Source organism: Arthrobacter sp. QXT-31 (assembly GCF_001969265.1).
Lineage (GTDB): Bacteria > Actinomycetota > Actinomycetes > Actinomycetales > Micrococcaceae > Arthrobacter.
Window position 1 is genome coordinate 2,346,375 of record NZ_CP019304.1, and the last position, 15,147, is coordinate 2,361,521.

Below are 15,147 nucleotides of genomic sequence, written 5' to 3' on the forward strand. Positions count from 1 at the left end.
GCCAGAGGCGGGCGCACTAAACTGGAGCGGTGACTTCCCCCGCGAACCCTGCTGAATCCGACGTGCCTTCCCCCTCGGCGGAACTGTGGAAGCCTGCCCTGCTGCGGGCTGCCGCCGCGCTGGTGTTCGGTGCCGTGACCGTCTTTTGGGCGGCCCCGTCCGTGGCCGGGATGTCGCTGGCGGGCGGTGCGTACGTGCTGGCCACCGGTCTGATTCTGCTGTGGGGCATTCCGTTCACCGGTTTCCTTCGGGACGCCCCGGCCGGCCGCATTCTGTCCGCCGCGGGCGCCGCCCTGACCGGCGCCGGAGTGGCCCTGCTGTTCCTGCACGGCAACCTGGTTTTCGCAGTGCTTGCCGCCCTGGGCCTGGCCGTGGCCGCCGTGGCCGAACTATATCTGGGCATCCGGTTCCGCGGACGGCACGTCCTGGCCCGCGACTGGCTGGCCTCCGGGGTCATCGGACTGGGGACGGCCGGCACCCTGCCCTTCTTTGTGGGGCTCGGACCGCATGCGCTGCTGGGGGTGGCCGGCGGCGGGGCCATCATTTCGGGAGTGCTCTGGATCCTGGCCGGCCTCTCGCTCCGGCACGATGCGCGGGCGGCTGCGTCAAAGGCCGTAAACTAGTACCAGGGGTTCTACTCGTTGTAGAACAACCGGCACCCCTTCAACACCAGCACACAGCACAGCGGACAGGCCGCATCGCGCCGCCCGCACGGGAGGAATCACCTTGGCACACCAGAAACCAGGAGAACCGCGCAACCTGCGGACCTCGGTGAAGGGACCCCTGATGTTCTCCGCCTTTTGGGCTGTGGTGGCGTTCTTCGCGGTGCTGATCTTCGCCTCCGGTGGCAGCGCGCGGTCGCCGCGGTTCGACCTCGCCTTCACCGGCGCCGGCATCGCCTTCATTGTCACCCTGGTCATCGCCGCCATGCTGTCGATGAGCTACAAGGAAAACGCCGACCACCTCGGCAAGGGATCCGGCGTGAACCTGAGCTCCGCCCGCAAGCCATCGCACGGACACGGGGGCCACGGCGGTCCGGAAACCCCGGGCCGTCCGGACGCCCCGGGTGCGCCGGGCACCAGGGGTCCCGGCGAAACGGGTCCCGACGGCGGGGCCTCCTAACGCTCGACTTTTACTCTCCGCAGCCGCCCTTATTCTCCGCTCGCGCGGCGCGCCCGGTAGGCGGCCACATGGGCACGGTTGGCGCAGTTTCCGGTGTCGCAGTACCTCTTGGACCGGTTGCGGCTGAGATCAAGGACTGCCGCATCGCAGTCCTCGGCGGCACACACCAGCATGCGGTCCATTTCCTTGCTGCGGATCACGTCAACCAGGGCCATGGCAGCCTCTGTGCCCAGCCGGTCCGACAGCGGTGCATCGTGCGTGGTGGCGTGAAGGTGCCAGTCCCACTGGTCGTGTTTGAGCAGCTGGGGGAGTGCGTGGGCCTCGCGCAGCAGCCGGTTCACGCCGGCCACGGCCGTGTCCTCGTCGGCGGTCCACAGTCTTGCCAGCTCGGTGCGCAGCGCGTGGATGCTTGCCAGCTCGGCGTCGTCGTGCGTGCGGGAGCCGCTGAATCCTTCCTGCTGCAGGAACTCATCCAGGTCCTTCAGCGTGGGCAGGTTCTCCGCGCCGTTGGCGGCCGAGTTGATGAGGTTCACCACAAAGCGCAGTGACAGCTCCGTGTCAGGGGCAAAGACCATCTTGACTCCTTACAGTCCGGGGGAGTAGTGTCAGGACCAATACCCCACTTTACTCCTGACGGGAGGCATCCGTGCCCGCATCAAACACCCGCGCCACCGTGACGCAAACGGCCTCCACCCCGGCGCGGACCACCGCCAAGGCAGCTGCCAGGCCCTCGGGCTTCCTGGCGTCAGGATTGGGTATTGCGCTGTTTTCCTCGGCCATCTTCGGGCTTTCCGGCTCCTTCGCCAAGGCGCTGCTGGAAAGCGGCTGGACGCCGGGGGCCGCCGTCACGGCGCGGCTGACTGGCGCCGCGCTTATCCTCGCGGTTCCCGCTGTTCCGGCGCTTCGAGGCCGCTGGCACCAGCTGCGGTCGAACTGGGTGACGATTGTCCTCTTTGGACTGATCGGCGTCGCCGGCTGTCAGCTGTTCTACTTCAACGCCGTGGCCCGGTTGTCCGTCGGCGTGGCGCTGCTGCTCGAATACCTCGGCCCGGTATTGATCGTGCTGTGGCTTTGGGCAGCCAGCCGTAAACGGCCGCGCTCCCTTACCATCGCTGGGACGCTGCTGTCCCTGGGTGGGCTCGTGCTCGTCCTGGACCTCACGGGTTCGGTGAAGGTCGATGCCGTGGGCGTGCTCTGGGGCCTCGCCGCGGCGGTCTGCCTCGCTATCTACTTCTTCCTCACCGCCAAGGAAAACGACACGCTGCCCCCCATCGTCCTCGCATCGGGCGGGCTCCTGGTAGGCGCCGCAGTCATGTGGCTGACGGCGGCCACCGGCATCCTGCCCATGGCCATGACCACGGCGGACACCACGCTCGGCCCGTGGACCACGCCGTGGTGGGTTCCCCTGGCCGGTCTTGTGGTGCTGGCCACCGTGCTGGCGTACGTTTCCGGGATCATCGCTGCCCGCGCGCTTGGCACCAAAGTTGCCTCTTTTGTGTCCCTCACTGAGGTTCTGTTCGCCGTGCTTTGGGCCTGGCTGCTGCTGGGGGAACTGCCCGGTGCCATCCAGCTGGCGGGTGGACTGCTGATCGTGGGCGGGGTGCTCTGCGTCCGGGTGGATGAGCTCCGGGGAGCCAAGGCAGGGGACAAGGGAGCGGTGACCGGACCGCTTGACCACGCGAACGACGTCGAGCCCGTCCCCTAAGTTTCCAGCGGCGGGCCGCTTAGCGGATGATGAACTGTTAATACCGGAGGGCCGGACGCTCGATGCGTCCGGCCCTCCGGTGCGTTCCCGGGTCTAGCCGCGGGAAGCGTCTTCCTGCTGCTGGGCGTTGCGGCTGGCGTGCTTGCCCGCCTCTTCCAGGGCCCGTGCCACCCTCTCGAGGGCCGGAAGGTGGTTGCTCTGCCACTCGTTGCGGAACTGGTCGGCGTCGTTGCCCCTCCACTCGACGCCGTCGAGCGCCCGGCTCAGCTGGTTCTTCTGGTTCTGAATTTCGGTCGAACCATTGGTGAGCCTGGTGCCCAGGTTCCGCAGCGCTTCAACATCTGCACCCAACATAGCCATAACGTATCTCCTTTTTAATCAACGGACCCGATCCAGTCGGCATCCCCCGTGGCCTCCGGCTCGTCCGGAAGATCCATTGCCTAAAAACTATCCTTCCGCCCGAAAGAGTGTCGATGGGCAGCGCTCCCCATGGAGGCCTCCCCATGGGCACGTGCCCCGCTCAAACCCGGGGCCGGAAGGGTCGATCCTCGGCGTTCCAGAGCCTAGCATGAGGGTATGTGCCGGAATATCCGTACCCTCCACAACTACGAACCGCATGCGACGTCCGAGGAGATCCACGCCGCCGCGCTGCAGTACGTCCGCAAGATCAGCGGGAGCACCAAGCCATCGAAGGCCAATGAGGAGGCGTTCGAGCGCGCCGTGCACGAGATTGCGCACGTGACGCAGCACCTGCTCGACTCACTGGTGACGCACGCGCCGGCCAAGGACCGCGACGAGGAAGCAGCCAAGGCGAAGGCCCGCGCGGCTGTGCGCTTCGGGACGGCCTAGGAGGCCGGGGACTGCCCCGCGCGCTACCTGCCGAAGCGGCGCAGCCGGAGGGAGTTGGCCACCACCAGCACTGAACTTGCCGCCATGGCCACGCCGGCGATCATGGGGTTGAGCAGGCCAAGTGCCGCCACCGGAATGCCCACCGCGTTGTAGAAGAACGCCCAGAACAGGTTGGTCTTGATGGTGGCCAGCGTGCGCCGCGACAGCTCAATCGCGGTGGCCACCTGGCCCAGGTCGTTGCCCATCACGGTCAGGTCGGCAGCTTCGATCGCGACGTCCGTGCCGGAACCCATCGCGATGCCGAGGTCGGCCTGTGCCAGGGCGGCGGCGTCATTCACGCCGTCGCCGGCCATGGCCACGGTTGCACCGCGCGCCTGCAGCCGCCGGACGGCTTCCACCTTGCCCTCGGGCAGTATTCCGGCGAAGACATCCTCCGCGGCGATCCCGACGGCGGCGGCCACCTGGGCTGCCACCGCCTCGTTGTCTCCCGTGAGCAGCATCGGCCGCAGGCCCAGGGCCTTGAGTCGTGCCACGGCCGCCCCGGATCCCGGCTTGACCGAGTCCCGCAGCTCGATGATGCCGGCAGCTTCTCCGTCCACCGCCACCCAGATGGCCGTGGCGCCGGACTCCTCCGCATCGCGGAGTACCTGGCCCTGCTCCGCGGTAATCCGCACGCCGTTCTCCAGCAGCCATCCGCTCCGGCCGGCAACCACCAGGCGGTCTTCAACGGTTCCCACCACTCCGCCGCCGGGGGCGGAACGGAAGCCGTCGACGGCGGGGAGGGCGGCGCCGTCGTCCGTCCCACTTCGGCTGTGGCTGCTGGTGCTGTGGCTGCCGGTCAGGCGCATGCCCGTGACGGGCACCTCGGCCCTCGCGGCGGCTGCGATCGCCGCCGCGATCGGATGCTCTGACGCTGACTCGACCGCGCCGGCGAGCCGCAGGACGTCCGGCCCGCTGAACGGGGCAAATGCGGCCACGGCGTCCACGGACAGTTGCCCGCTGGTGACGGTTCCGGTCTTGTCCAGCAGGATCGTGTCCACGGTGCGTGTGTCCTCCAGGACCTGCGGGCCCTTGATCAGAATGCCCAGCTGTGCGCCGCGCCCCGTCCCGGTCAGGAGGCCGACAGGGGTTGCCAGGCCCAGGGCGCAGGGGCAGGCGATGACCAGCACGGCCACGGCTGCCGTGAAGGCGGAGCGGAGTTCAGGCCCGGTGATGGCCGGCCCGGCGGCAAGCAGCCATCCGGCGAACGTGAGGACGGCGATGACCAGGACCACTGGCACGAAGACCGAGCTGATGCGGTCGGCCAGCCGGGCGATCGGCGCCTTTCCGGTCTGCGCCTGGGTCACGAGCCTGCCCATCTGGGCCAGGGTGGTTTCCGCCCCGACCCGCGTGGCCCGGACCAGCAGCCGGCCGGACGTGTTGATGGTGGCGCCGGTGACAGGGCTGCCCGGACCAACGTCCACCGGGATCGATTCTCCGGTGACCAGCGAAGCATCCACGGCTGAGACGCCGTCAGCCACAACGCCGTCAGTGGCGATCTTCTCACCGGGGCGGACAATGACGAGGTCCCCGACGGCCAGCTGGCTTGCCGGAATCTTCACCTCCGTGCCGTTTTTCAGGATGGAGGCATCCTTCGCGCCCAGATCAAGAAGGGCCTTGAGCGCATCGCCGGCCTTCGATTTGGCGTTGGCTTCCAGGTACCGGCCCAGCAGGAGGAAAGTGGTGACGACGCTGGCCACCTCGAAGTACAGGCCGCCGGAATCCGCGCCCATCTGTTCCATGCCGGGGTGCTCGGTCAGGCGGGGGTCGGCGAGGAGTTGCCAGGCAGAAAACAGGTAGGCGGCGATGACGCCGAGGGACACCAGGGTGTCCATGGTGGAGGCGAAGTGGCGCGCGTTGATGGCGGCCGCCCGGTGGAACGGCCATGCTGCCCAGCTGACAACCGGCAGCGCCAGGGCGCCCACCACCCAGCCCCAGTTCGGGAATTGGAATGCCGGGAACATCGAGATCAGAAAGACCGGCACAGTCAGGACCGCGGCGACAACCAGGCGCGGCTTCAGGTCCGCCGCCTTGCCGCCGTGGTTCATGTGGTCTTCGTGCTGCGTCGTGGCGTCCTCCGGCGTGCGGACCTCCGCGTGCTCGGTGGCTGCGGCCTTCTGCAGGGTTAGCTCCACGGAGCTCTCGTGGGCCGGCTTCCTGATCCTTGCCTTGTAGCCGGCCGAGGCTACCTGGTCGGTGATCTGCTGGTCCGTGATGCCGTCGGGAACCGTGACGTGGGCCGTTTCCAGCGGGAGGTTGACGGTGGCCTGGACGCCTTCGAGCTTGGCGAGCTTCTTTTCCACCCGGTTCACGCACGAGGCGCAGGTCATGCCCTCGACGTCGAGTTCGATCACCCGGCTGGCGGTGCCTGCGGGAGGGTGTTCGGTGCCCATTGGCCGGTCCTTGTCTGGTTGTGCTGCGTTTAAAGGTCTTGCTCTGTGGAAGTGGAGGGGTTATGCCTCGTTGGCCACTACCAGGTAGCCGGCCTCGGCCACCGCCTCGCCAATTTCCGACGGCGAGAGCTTCTGGGTGGAGGTGATGGTGACGGTGGAAATTCCGCCCGCATTGAGGTCGATGTCGATCTCCTCGACGCCGGCGAGTGCCTCAAGTTCCTCGCTGACGGCCGATACGCAGTGCCCGCAGGTCATGCCGGAAACGTGGACTTTGGTGGAGATGGTGCTCACAGCTGGCTCCTATTTGGTGCGCTGACCGGGTTGGTCAGCCGGGTGGATGGGGGTGTGCCGTTAGCGGAGCAGGCGCCCGATGGCACCCGCGGCCTCTTTGACCTTAACGTCGATGGCTTCAGCCCGCAGATCAGGATCGGGCTCGGCGACCGCCCCGACGACGCAGTGGCCGATGTGCTCCTCCACGAGGCCCAGGCTGACGGCATGCAGGGCCTTTGTCACAGCCGCGACCTGCGTCAGGATGTCGATGCAGTACTTATCCTCCTCGACCATCCGGGCGATTCCTCGGACCTGGCCCTCGATCCGGCGGAGCCGGCGCAGGTAGGCGTCCTTGTCGGCAGTGTAACCATGCTGCCCGGAGTCAACGGCCGCTTCTTCGTTGGGCGCTCCAGGCGCCCGATCTGAAGTCTCCATACCCCAAAACTATACCCCTAGGGGGTATGCGTCAAGGAGGGTGCGGGAGGTCACTGCTCGCGCGAAGAATGATGTGGGAACGGCGGCGCCCGGCGCTGCGGCGGTGTTTGGGTAAGGGTTTCCGGGCAACAAAAAGCTCCGGAGCGCGTTATTGGGGGATACGCACTCCGGAGCAGTCTTTGGGCGGGCTCTGGTGGCCTGCCTGAATTAGCTTACTTGCCGGTAGCGAAGTTGGCCACCGCATCGAATAACTACTTTCGCTTTACTTTCCCGCGCCCGGTCTTGAGCCGGCAGCAAGCCGTCGCCCGGCTATTCGCCCCGGTCCTCATGCGCGGCCATTCGGAACGGAACCACCAGAACGGGCCGGCTCTGGTGGTGGGTGAGCCACGCGGCCACGGAACCGTTCAAGAATTCGGTCAGGCGGTGCCCGAAACCCCGCTCCGGTGTGCCCACAATGATCATCGGGGCATTGACCTCGGATGCCAGCCTGCCGAGGGCCCTCGCCGGGTCCCCGGCCAGCGTGCGCAGGGTCCATGCAGGTCCGCCATTCCGGACGGCCGATGTGATGGCGGACTTCAGTTCAGTCGTAACAGAGCGGATATCGTCGTCGTCCCTGTCCGGATGGAGGGAGAGGCGGTGCGCGGAGCGCGCGGGATCCCACTCCACCAGGTAGCTTGCCTCATCCACGTAGGCACATAGCAGCGGGGCGGACAGCTTTTGGGCGAGACTGACGGCGGTCTTGAGGACCTCCGGATGCTGCCCGGGAACCATGCCCACGAGGAGGGGAGGCGGGCCGCTGAAGCGCTCTGCATCCATACTCAATTGTGTGCCCGCGGAGTCGGGAAAGACCAGAGCCGGCCGGGACCTTCGCCCAGCTCAGGGACCGTTTCAGCCCAGCGGAACAGCTCGTGCCCCGGCGGCGACGAGTGTGGATTTTTCCTTGAATCCGTGGCGCGGCGAGCTTAGCGTGGAGACGTAGAAAGGCGGCGTCCCATGCAGATTCACATGTGGTGGCTTGATCTGGACCTGAAAAGCAAGGAGTGGCTTCGCGAACACCTGCGGGCCGATGATGTTCCGCAGTTCGTGATGGAGGGCATTGCCCGGGCAGGGGGTCCGCACCCGGACAGCCCGCAGGCAGTGCTGACCGAAGCGGAGTGGGATTTCATCGAGACGCAGTCCGAGTTTGTAGACTGAGGCTCCGCGCGAACCACCGGCAGCCCGTCCCGGTGCGTGGTGCAGCGCGGTGAGCGCATTCCCCGCTTCATGCTCCATTCCGCGCCGCTCTTCAGGCCCGCAACCCGAGCCCGACGGTGCCCCTGCCGCCGTGCTTCCGGCTGATCTCCTCGGACTGACAGATTGCAGCCAGTACCGGGCAGTGGTTATACGGGCAGTGGTTGTATTCATCACACGTTCGCCGTGCCGTCCCCGGAGCAATGACTCTCCGTCGCATACTGGACTCATGGGGAAGCAAGGCGCAGGAGGATCAGTGGTGGAAACCTTGAAGAGGGTGGTGCGGAACGAGTACTTTCCGGCAGCGGCCGTGCTGACGCTGGTGGTGCTCTTCTGGGTTGCAGGCCTGTTCGGCGGCCTGTCTCTGCTGAGCCGGAGCCAGCCACCGATCGCCACGCTGACATGGCTCCTCTTCGTCTATGCCGCCGCCGTCCTCACGCCCCTGGCCGGAATCCTGGCCGCCGCGGACCTGCTCCGCCGCTGGTGGCGAAACCGCCGTGCGGCGAAATCCGGCACGGCCAAATCCGGCACGGCCAAAGATGACGCCGCCAAGGATGGCGCGGGTATCGGGTCCTAGCACCCGCGCCGTACCCGCGCCGGCAACCGGGGACGCAGGTCCGGACAGCACATCCGGAACGGGCCAACCCGTGGCGGCCAAAACCATTGCACCCCTTCCGCCGGAGTGGTTGCATGGGGTGCATGACTGCCCCTGAGAGTTTCGTCTTAGCAATCGGGACCAAAAAAGGCCTCTGGCTCGCCACCAGCCAGGACCGGAAGCAGTGGTCCTTGTCAGGTCCGCACTTCCTGATGAGCGAGATACCGAGCATCGGCATCGACACTCGGAACGGCCGCACACGCATCATGGTGGGGGTGCGGTCCGAGCACTGGGGGCCCACCGTTGCCCATTCGGATGACCTCGGTGCCAGCTGGACCGAGCCCGAACAGGGTGCAATTAAGTTCCCTGAGGATACGGACGCCGCCGTGGAACGGATCTGGCAGATCTACCCCGACGCCGACTCCCGCCCGGGGGTGGTCTGGGCCGGTGCGGAGCCGATTTCGGTGTGGAAATCGACCGACGGCGGTGAGCACTTCGAGCTGAACCGCGGTCTGTGGGATCACCCGCACCGCAGTGAGTGGGGTGCCGGCTACGGCGGCGCCGCCGCCCACTCAATCGTGGTCAACCCCTCAGGGGACAACGTGCATGTGGCCATGAGCACCGGAGGCGTGTACCGCTCGCTCGACGGCGGGACCTCATGGGAGCCGCGGAACAAAGGCATCTCCGCCTACTTCATGCCCGATCCCAACCCCGAATTCGGCCAATGCGTGCACAAGATTGCCGCGGATGCCGCCGTCGAAGGCCGCCTTTACGCGCAGAACCACCACGGCGTGTACCGCACTGATGACAATGCCGAGAACTGGGAATCGATCGCGGAAGGCCTGCCGGCAGATTTCGGGTTCGTCATGCTGACGCACCCGAGACGGGCAGGCACAGCGTGGGTTGTCCCCTTAAAGGCCGACGGCGAACGCATCCCGCCGGACGGAAAGCTCGCCGTGCACCGCACGGATGATGCCGGCGGGACGTGGAAGCGCCTGGATTCCGGGCTGCCGCAATCAGAATTCAATTCCGTGCTCCGTGACGCGGCCAGCGTCGATTCCGCAGAACCCGCCGGGGTCTACTTCGGAACCCGCGGAGGCTCGGTGTACGCCAGCGCCGATGAAGGTGAAACCTTTGCGGAGGTGGCGTCCCACCTGCCGGATGTGCTGTGTGTCCGCGCCGCCGTTGTGGCGGGTGCCCCGGTAAAGGCGGGTGCTCCTGTATGAGGATGTCCTGCATGAGGATGTGCAGTGGCTGAGATCAGCGTGGTCCTTCCCAGCGTCCTCCAGCCGCTCGCCGGCGGGCAGTCCATACTGACTACACCCGCCGACGGGGCGGTGACTGTGGGCTGGTTGCTGGATTCCGTGACCGGGGATTACCCGGTGCTCGCCAGGCGGCTGCGGGACGAAAGGGGTGCGCTCCGCCGCTACGTGAATATTTACGTGAACGGTGAGGAGGTCCGGCGTCTTCGCGGCCTGGAAACGGAAGTTTCTGCCGGCCAGGAGGTGCTGATTATTCAGTCCGTGGCTGGCGGCTAGCTGACTCAGGCGACGCGCCAAACGCTGCATTCGTCCGTATTGATGGCCTTGCGCATGCCAGTATGGCGATCCATGATCCACACGACGCCGATGCCCGGGGCGGTCTCCTGGACACTGCCGCGGCGGATGATGACGTCGTCGTAACTCGGGCCTACCGACAGGCGGGCCTCGATCTCGTCGCCGCGGTGCAGCTGGTCCAGGGCACGGACCCGGGTGACATGGGGTTTGGCTTCCTTCAACATGGCGTGGCCTCCTGAGCTGGAGCTGGTGCCTGCAATTGCCGGCACCTCCAGTGTGGCGGGGCAATGTTGCGCACGCGTTTCCTGCCCGTTAGCGCCCGGTTAGTTTCCGGAGCCGCCGCGGTTTCCGCACGCTCTCGCCGCCCGCGGGGCCCGGTCGAAAGCTGGTCGAACGCCGGTTGGGGAGCTAGGAGGAGGCCTGCATCCTGTGGCGCATCTCGCCCACGCCGCGCATGTACGTTACGAGTTCATCGCCGGGGGCGAGGAAGCGCTGGGGCACGCGGCCCACTCCCACTCCGGGAGGCGTGCCGGTGAAGATGACATCTCCGGGGAACAGCTGCGTGACTTTGGAGAGGCGGGCGATGATCTCGGGAACCGGGAAGACCATGTCCGAGGTGTTGCCCTTCTGGACCACTTCGCCGTTGATGGCACAGCCGAGTTCGATGCTGTCCGGGTCCTCGAACTCATCCGGGGTGACCAGGAGCGGGCCGGCCGGACCGAAACCGGGAAAGGACTTGGCAAGGCTGTACTGCGGCGCGGGCCCGGCTGACTGCATGGTCCGTTCGGACAGGTCCTGCCCGATGGTGATCCCGGCGACGTAGCTCCAGGCCCTTTCCGCAGGGATGCTTGCTCCGCCGCGGCCGATGACTGCCACCAGCTCGACCTCCCAGTCAACGGTGCCGGGCGGGAGGGTGACGGTGCCGTAGGGGCCGGCGAGGGAGCTGGAGAACTTGGTGAAAACGGTGAGGTCCTGGGGCACCGCAAGCGAGACTTCCGCGGCGTGGGCGGCATAGTTGAGCCCGATCGCGAACACCTGCCGCGGCCGGGGTGCCGGGTTGCCGAAGTCTTTGAACGGGATGTCGGCCAATGGCTTTCCCGGCATGGTTTCGAACGGGCGCGCAAGCTCGAGAAGCTCATCCCAGCGTTCGTAGCAGTCCTGGATCGATGGACCAAAAACGCCACCTGTCACCTGCGGGAGATCGACGGCTTCGTTCTTCGGCGTGACGAGTGTCAGCCGGTTCGCGATGTTGGCCAGGCGCACGGGTTGGTCCTTCGGATGAACTGCTTGGTTGGGTCAGTCTGTGCCGGTGTGCCCCGGCCCGGCCTGTTCGTGGACGCTCTGTTTATGAACGTGGGCCGGGCACACCGGTCTGGTTGTTGGCCCGGAGGCCATCCTTCGCTAGCGCGCTACGTCGAATTCCACGGTGCCCCAGCCCTCGAACGTGCCGGACCAGCGGCCGGCTTCCCGCATGGGGACGGCCTGCAGGCAACTGCCGGGCAGGATGACCTGTCCGGGTTCGAACTCGACGTCGTAGTCCGCGAGGCGGTTGACGAGCCAGGCCAGGGCGGCGATCGGGTTGCCGAGGATGTTGCCGGTGGTGCCGGAAATAACTTCCCGGTCGTTGAACCGCAGGACGCCGCGGGTGTCCCGGAGGTTCAGGTCGGTGAGGCGCCGGGGGGTCCCGCCGAGGAGGATCGCGCCGGTGGAGCCGTTGTCTGCCAGTGTGTCCGGAAGCCCGATGGCCCAGTTCTTGACCCGGGAGTCGATGATTTCGATGGCCGGCAGCGCGTAGTCGATGGCATTGATGACATCGGCGATGGTGGTGTTCCGTCCGCCGAGGTGCCCCTTCAGGACGAACGCGGGCTCGAGTTCCACGAAGGGCTCGATGAACGTGCTCAGCTTCAGGGTGGTGCCTTCGTACGCGAAGCTGCTGGCCAGCAGGTGCCCGTAGTCCGGCTGGTCGAGGCCAAAGGCGTCCTGCATGACCTTGGCGATGTTGCCGAGTTTGTAGCCCACCAGACGGTCACCGTTTTCGACGGCGCGGCGGACGTTGATCTTCTGCACCTCGAACGCGGCATCGGCATCGAGGGACGGCCAGGTTTCGGTGGGGGCGTCGATCGGCTGGCCCTGAAGCCGGGCGGCGCGGAGGGTGCCCGCGATGTCTTCGAGCGCGATGGTGGTCATGCGGGGAGTCCTTAGGTCTTGCCAGGCGCGGGTGGGTTTCCGGCCCCGGACGATGTCTGTTGCGGGGAGCCTGTCCGGGGCCGGAAGTTTGGAATCTTAGGAGGCGTGCTCGGGCTTGCCGTCGATCAGGCGGTTGACCTGCCAGGGGTTGGCGTCCTGCAGGGGTGCCGGACGGAGCTGGTCGGGGAAGTTCTGGTAGGCGACCGGGCGCAGGAAGCGGTCAATCGCGAGCGATCCGACCGAGGTGGTCTTGGCATCCGAGGTGGCCGGGAACGGGCCGCCGTGGACCACGGCGTGGCCGACCTCCACGCCGGTGGGCCAGCCGTTGACGATGATGCGGCCAACCTTGCGCTCCAGCGCCGGGATGAGCGGCGCCGCGGCGGCGTAGTCGTCCCCGGTGATGTGCAGGGATGCGGTGAGCTGTCCCTCCAGCTTGCCGGTGACTGCAACCAGTTCCTCAATGCCCTTGTAGCGGACCACCAGGGAGGCGGCGCCGAAGATTTCCTCATGCAGGACGGGGTTGTTGATGAAGACGTCGAGTTCGGCACTGAAGACAGCCGGTGCCGGCGAGTTCTCGCCCGGTCCCTTCGTGCCCCGGCCGAGGAGTTCGACGTCGGCGGCTGCTTCGAGCGCGTCGTGGCCGTGCTGCCAGGCCGAGGCGATGCCGCCGCTGAGCATGGTCTGGCCGGACAGTTCGGTGATGGCGTCGGTGATGGCGGCGGTGAAGCGGTTCCCCGCGTCGCCTTCCGGGACGAAGACCAGGCCTGGTGAGGTGCAGAGCTGTCCGGAGCTGCCGGTCACCGAGGCAACGTACTGCTTGGCGAGGGTCGCCACGTCGCCCTCCAGCGCGCCGGGGAAGACGTACACCGGGTTGATCGAGGACATTTCGGCGTAGACCGGAATCGGCTCGGGGCGTGCGGCGGCGGTGCGCATGAGGGCGGTTCCGCCGGCCCGGGAGCCGGTGAAGCCGACGGCCTTGATGGCGGGGTCGGCCACAAGGGCCTGGCCGATGCTGGCGCCGGAGCCGTAAACGAGGGAGAAGACACCCGGGTGCAGGCCAAGATCAGCAACCGCCTTGGTGATGGCCTGTCCGACGAGCTCGGCGGCGCCGGGGTGGGCGTTGTGTGCCTTGACGATCACAGGGCAGCCGGCAGCGAAAGCCGAGGCCGTGTCACCGCCGGCGACCGAGAACGCGAGCGGGAAGTTGCTGGCGCCGAACACGGCCACGGGTCCCAGGGGAATCTGCCGCTGGCGGATGTCGGCCCGGGGCAGGGGAGTGCGCTCGGGCAGCGCGGGGTCGATGCGGACGCCGCGGAAGTCGCCGTGGCGGACGACGTCGGCGAAGAGCCGCAGTTGGCCGGTGGTCCGGGCGCGTTCGCCGCGCAGCCGGTCCAGGCCGAGCCCGGTCTCGATCGAGGTCCGTTCGATCAGCTCATCACCGATGGCCTCGATGTTTTCGGCGATCGCTTCGAGGAACCGGGCATGCTGCTCCGGCTCGAGGGCGCTGAAGGAGTCGAAAGCGTCGGCGGCCGCGTCGGTGGCCGCTTTGAGCTGCTGTTCACTGATCAGGGTGTAGGCGGGTTCGAGCTGTTCATTGGTGGCCGGGTTGATGCCATGGGCCGTGCCGCTGGTGCCGGGGGTGGTTTCCCCGGCGATGAGGGAATGTCCTGCAAGTGTCATTGGTGGCGCCTCCTGGGGCGGTCTAAGTCAGTAGAGGTGGCGTTTATGGAAGGAGCGGCAAGCCTAGGCGTTGCCGGCTCCCAGGTGCCAGATGCCGAGGGCGGAAAGCAGTTCGCGCGGGTCCCAGACCACCCATTCCTCGGCGAGCTTGTCGCCGTCGAATTTCAGGAAGGATGCGCCGGTCACGGCGATGCTGCGCCCCGTGGCGGGGACGTCCATGAATTCGCCGGTGTGGGTGCCGGTGGTCTGCCAGTGCACGGCCACCTTGGGGCCGTCCTCGATGATTTCCAGGATTTCGGTGCGGGAATCGGGGAAGGCGGTGTGCATCGCCTCGATGGTCTTCCTAAGGGCGGCGTAGTCCTCACTGCCGGACTTGGACCGGCGGACGTAACCGGGTGCGAGGAGCTGCTCGAACGCCGTGAAGTCCCCGTTTCCCCAGGCGCCGTTCCAGGCCTTGAGGATGGTGTCGCGGCGGCTCATGATGCGCTCCTTGCGGGTTCGTTTTCCGGTGCCGCAGGGGCGGCGGGGACGGGGGCTGGGATTTCGATGGGCAGGTACTGGCCGAACTTGCCGCCCCGGAACAGCAGGGCGTCGCCGGTTCCTTCGCTCATGTTGGTCACGGAGCCGACCACCATGTAGTGGTCGCCGACGACGACCTCGGCGGTCACGACGCAGTCGATGTAGGCGGTGGCGCCGTCCAGGTGCGGGGTACCGAGGGGGCCGGGGGCGCAGGGCAGGCCCTCGAACTTCTCGGGTCCCTTCCGGGACAGCGACCGGCAGATGCTGATCTGGTCGTCGGAGAGGATGTTGGCGGTGAACTTCTGCAGCTTGCGCAGTTTCGGCCAGCTGGAGGAGGACTTGTCCACGCAGAACATCACCAGCGGCGGCTCCAGTGACAGGGACTGGAAGGTGCCGACGACGAGGCCGAGCTTCTCGTCGTCGTCGTTGACGCCGGTGATGGCGGTGACGCCGGTGGGCAGCTTGCCCAGGATCTGGCGGTAAAGCGCGGGGGTGATGTCGCTGTCCGGAGTTTTCTCGGCGGAGGGGGTGATATCCATATCAGTCTTCCTTGATCAGATGGATTGG

20 protein-coding genes and 1 pseudogene are annotated in these 15,147 nt (G+C 66.9%); 8 read left to right on the forward strand and 13 right to left on the reverse strand.

Translation table 11 applies throughout. The features are described 5' to 3' along the window. Positions 1-29: 29 nt before the first annotated feature. Positions 30-623, forward strand: coding sequence for a hypothetical protein (locus tag BWQ92_RS10595; RefSeq protein WP_076799475.1), 594 nt, complete (start codon positions 30-32; stop codon positions 621-623). A gap of 103 nt (positions 624-726) precedes the next feature. After that, entirely contained in the window at positions 727-1,122 is a 396-nt protein-coding gene (locus BWQ92_RS10600; RefSeq protein WP_076799476.1) for a hypothetical protein, read from the forward strand. A 29-nt stretch (positions 1,123-1,151) separates the two neighbouring features. Here the strand turns inward: BWQ92_RS10600 and BWQ92_RS10605 are convergent, their stop codons facing one another. Further along, positions 1,152-1,697, reverse strand: a complete 546-nt coding sequence (locus BWQ92_RS10605; protein WP_076799477.1) for a CGNR zinc finger domain-containing protein — start codon at positions 1,695-1,697, stop codon at positions 1,152-1,154. A gap of 98 nt (positions 1,698-1,795) precedes the next feature. On the opposite strand from BWQ92_RS10605, the gene BWQ92_RS10610 reads away from it, so the two are divergent. Next, positions 1,796-2,827, forward strand: a complete 1,032-nt coding sequence (locus BWQ92_RS10610) for an EamA family transporter (protein ID WP_076803652.1) — start codon at positions 1,796-1,798, stop codon at positions 2,825-2,827. Positions 2,828-2,920: 93 nt separating this feature from the next. Here the strand turns inward: BWQ92_RS10610 and BWQ92_RS10615 are convergent, their stop codons facing one another. After that, on the reverse strand, positions 2,921-3,187 hold the full coding sequence (locus tag BWQ92_RS10615) for a WXG100 family type VII secretion target (RefSeq protein ID WP_076799478.1): 267 nt from the start codon (positions 3,185-3,187) through the stop codon (positions 2,921-2,923). 216 nt (positions 3,188-3,403) lie between these two features. Between BWQ92_RS10615 and BWQ92_RS10620 the strand changes: the two genes are divergently transcribed. After that, positions 3,404-3,676 (forward strand): DUF2277 domain-containing protein, encoded by a 273-nt coding sequence (locus BWQ92_RS10620; RefSeq protein ID WP_076799479.1) that lies wholly within the window; start codon positions 3,404-3,406, stop codon positions 3,674-3,676. Between the two features lie 23 nt (positions 3,677-3,699). On the opposite strand, the gene BWQ92_RS10625 is transcribed toward BWQ92_RS10620, so the two are convergent. The 4 genes from BWQ92_RS10625 to BWQ92_RS10640 form a co-directional block, all read right to left on the reverse strand. Then, the gene (locus tag BWQ92_RS10625; protein WP_076799480.1) at positions 3,700-6,108 is read right to left on the reverse strand and encodes a heavy metal translocating P-type ATPase; all 2,409 of its coding nucleotides are present in this window, start codon (positions 6,106-6,108) and stop codon (positions 3,700-3,702) included. Positions 6,109-6,168: 60 nt separating this feature from the next. Continuing rightward, positions 6,169-6,399, reverse strand: a complete 231-nt coding sequence (locus BWQ92_RS10630; RefSeq protein ID WP_076799481.1) for a heavy-metal-associated domain-containing protein — start codon at positions 6,397-6,399, stop codon at positions 6,169-6,171. Between the two features lie 60 nt (positions 6,400-6,459). Beyond that, positions 6,460-6,813, reverse strand: coding sequence for a metal-sensitive transcriptional regulator (locus BWQ92_RS10635; RefSeq protein ID WP_076799482.1), 354 nt, complete (start codon positions 6,811-6,813; stop codon positions 6,460-6,462). Positions 6,814-7,122: 309 nt separating this feature from the next. After that, complete coding sequence (locus tag BWQ92_RS10640; protein ID WP_076799483.1) at positions 7,123-7,629, reverse strand: universal stress protein; 507 nt, start codon at positions 7,627-7,629, stop codon at positions 7,123-7,125. Positions 7,630-7,806: 177 nt separating this feature from the next. On the opposite strand from BWQ92_RS10640, the gene BWQ92_RS10645 reads away from it, so the two are divergent. After that, positions 7,807-8,007, forward strand: a complete 201-nt coding sequence (locus tag BWQ92_RS10645) for a hypothetical protein (RefSeq protein ID WP_076799484.1) — start codon at positions 7,807-7,809, stop codon at positions 8,005-8,007. Between the two features lie 65 nt (positions 8,008-8,072). Here BWQ92_RS10645 and BWQ92_RS24715 read toward each other — a convergent pair. Continuing rightward, positions 8,073-8,189: pseudogene (locus tag BWQ92_RS24715) on the reverse strand (hypothetical protein); the annotation flags it as partial. Positions 8,190-8,302: 113 nt separating this feature from the next. Between BWQ92_RS24715 and BWQ92_RS10655 the strand changes: the two are divergent. The 3 genes from BWQ92_RS10655 (at position 8,303) to BWQ92_RS10665 (ending at position 10,176) form a co-directional block, all read left to right on the forward strand. After that, complete coding sequence (locus tag BWQ92_RS10655; RefSeq protein WP_076803653.1) at positions 8,303-8,620, forward strand: hypothetical protein; 318 nt, start codon at positions 8,303-8,305, stop codon at positions 8,618-8,620. 113 nt (positions 8,621-8,733) lie between these two features. Beyond that, positions 8,734-9,864 carry a WD40/YVTN/BNR-like repeat-containing protein gene (locus tag BWQ92_RS10660; protein WP_076799485.1) on the forward strand — a complete coding sequence of 377 codons (1,131 nt, stop codon included), beginning with the start codon at positions 8,734-8,736 and terminating at the stop codon, positions 9,862-9,864. A gap of 24 nt (positions 9,865-9,888) precedes the next feature. Then, positions 9,889-10,176, forward strand: coding sequence for a MoaD/ThiS family protein (locus BWQ92_RS10665; RefSeq protein ID WP_076799486.1), 288 nt, complete (start codon positions 9,889-9,891; stop codon positions 10,174-10,176). A gap of 5 nt (positions 10,177-10,181) precedes the next feature. Here the strand turns inward: BWQ92_RS10665 and BWQ92_RS10670 are convergent, their stop codons facing one another. From BWQ92_RS10670 to BWQ92_RS10695, 6 genes are all read right to left on the reverse strand, one after another. Continuing rightward, positions 10,182-10,418: a hypothetical protein gene (locus BWQ92_RS10670; protein ID WP_076799487.1), complete on the reverse strand. Its 237-nt coding sequence runs from the start codon at positions 10,416-10,418 to the stop codon at positions 10,182-10,184. Between the two features lie 184 nt (positions 10,419-10,602). After that, positions 10,603-11,457, reverse strand: coding sequence for a fumarylacetoacetate hydrolase family protein (locus tag BWQ92_RS10675; protein ID WP_076799488.1), 855 nt, complete (start codon positions 11,455-11,457; stop codon positions 10,603-10,605). A 138-nt stretch (positions 11,458-11,595) separates the two neighbouring features. Beyond that, the gene (locus BWQ92_RS10680; RefSeq protein ID WP_076799489.1) at positions 11,596-12,381 is read right to left on the reverse strand and encodes a 2-keto-4-pentenoate hydratase; all 786 of its coding nucleotides are present in this window, start codon (positions 12,379-12,381) and stop codon (positions 11,596-11,598) included. Between the two features lie 96 nt (positions 12,382-12,477). Next, positions 12,478-14,061 (reverse strand): aldehyde dehydrogenase (NADP(+)), encoded by a 1,584-nt coding sequence (locus BWQ92_RS10685; protein WP_076799490.1) that lies wholly within the window; start codon positions 14,059-14,061, stop codon positions 12,478-12,480. Positions 14,062-14,124: 63 nt separating this feature from the next. Further along, positions 14,125-14,541 carry an ester cyclase gene (locus BWQ92_RS10690; protein WP_076799491.1) on the reverse strand — a complete coding sequence of 139 codons (417 nt, stop codon included), beginning with the start codon at positions 14,539-14,541 and terminating at the stop codon, positions 14,125-14,127. After that, positions 14,538-15,119, reverse strand: a complete 582-nt coding sequence (locus BWQ92_RS10695; protein ID WP_076799492.1) for a flavin reductase family protein — start codon at positions 15,117-15,119, stop codon at positions 14,538-14,540. Before BWQ92_RS10695 ends, BWQ92_RS10690 begins: the two co-directional genes overlap by 4 nt. Positions 15,120-15,147: the final 28 nt, after the last annotated feature.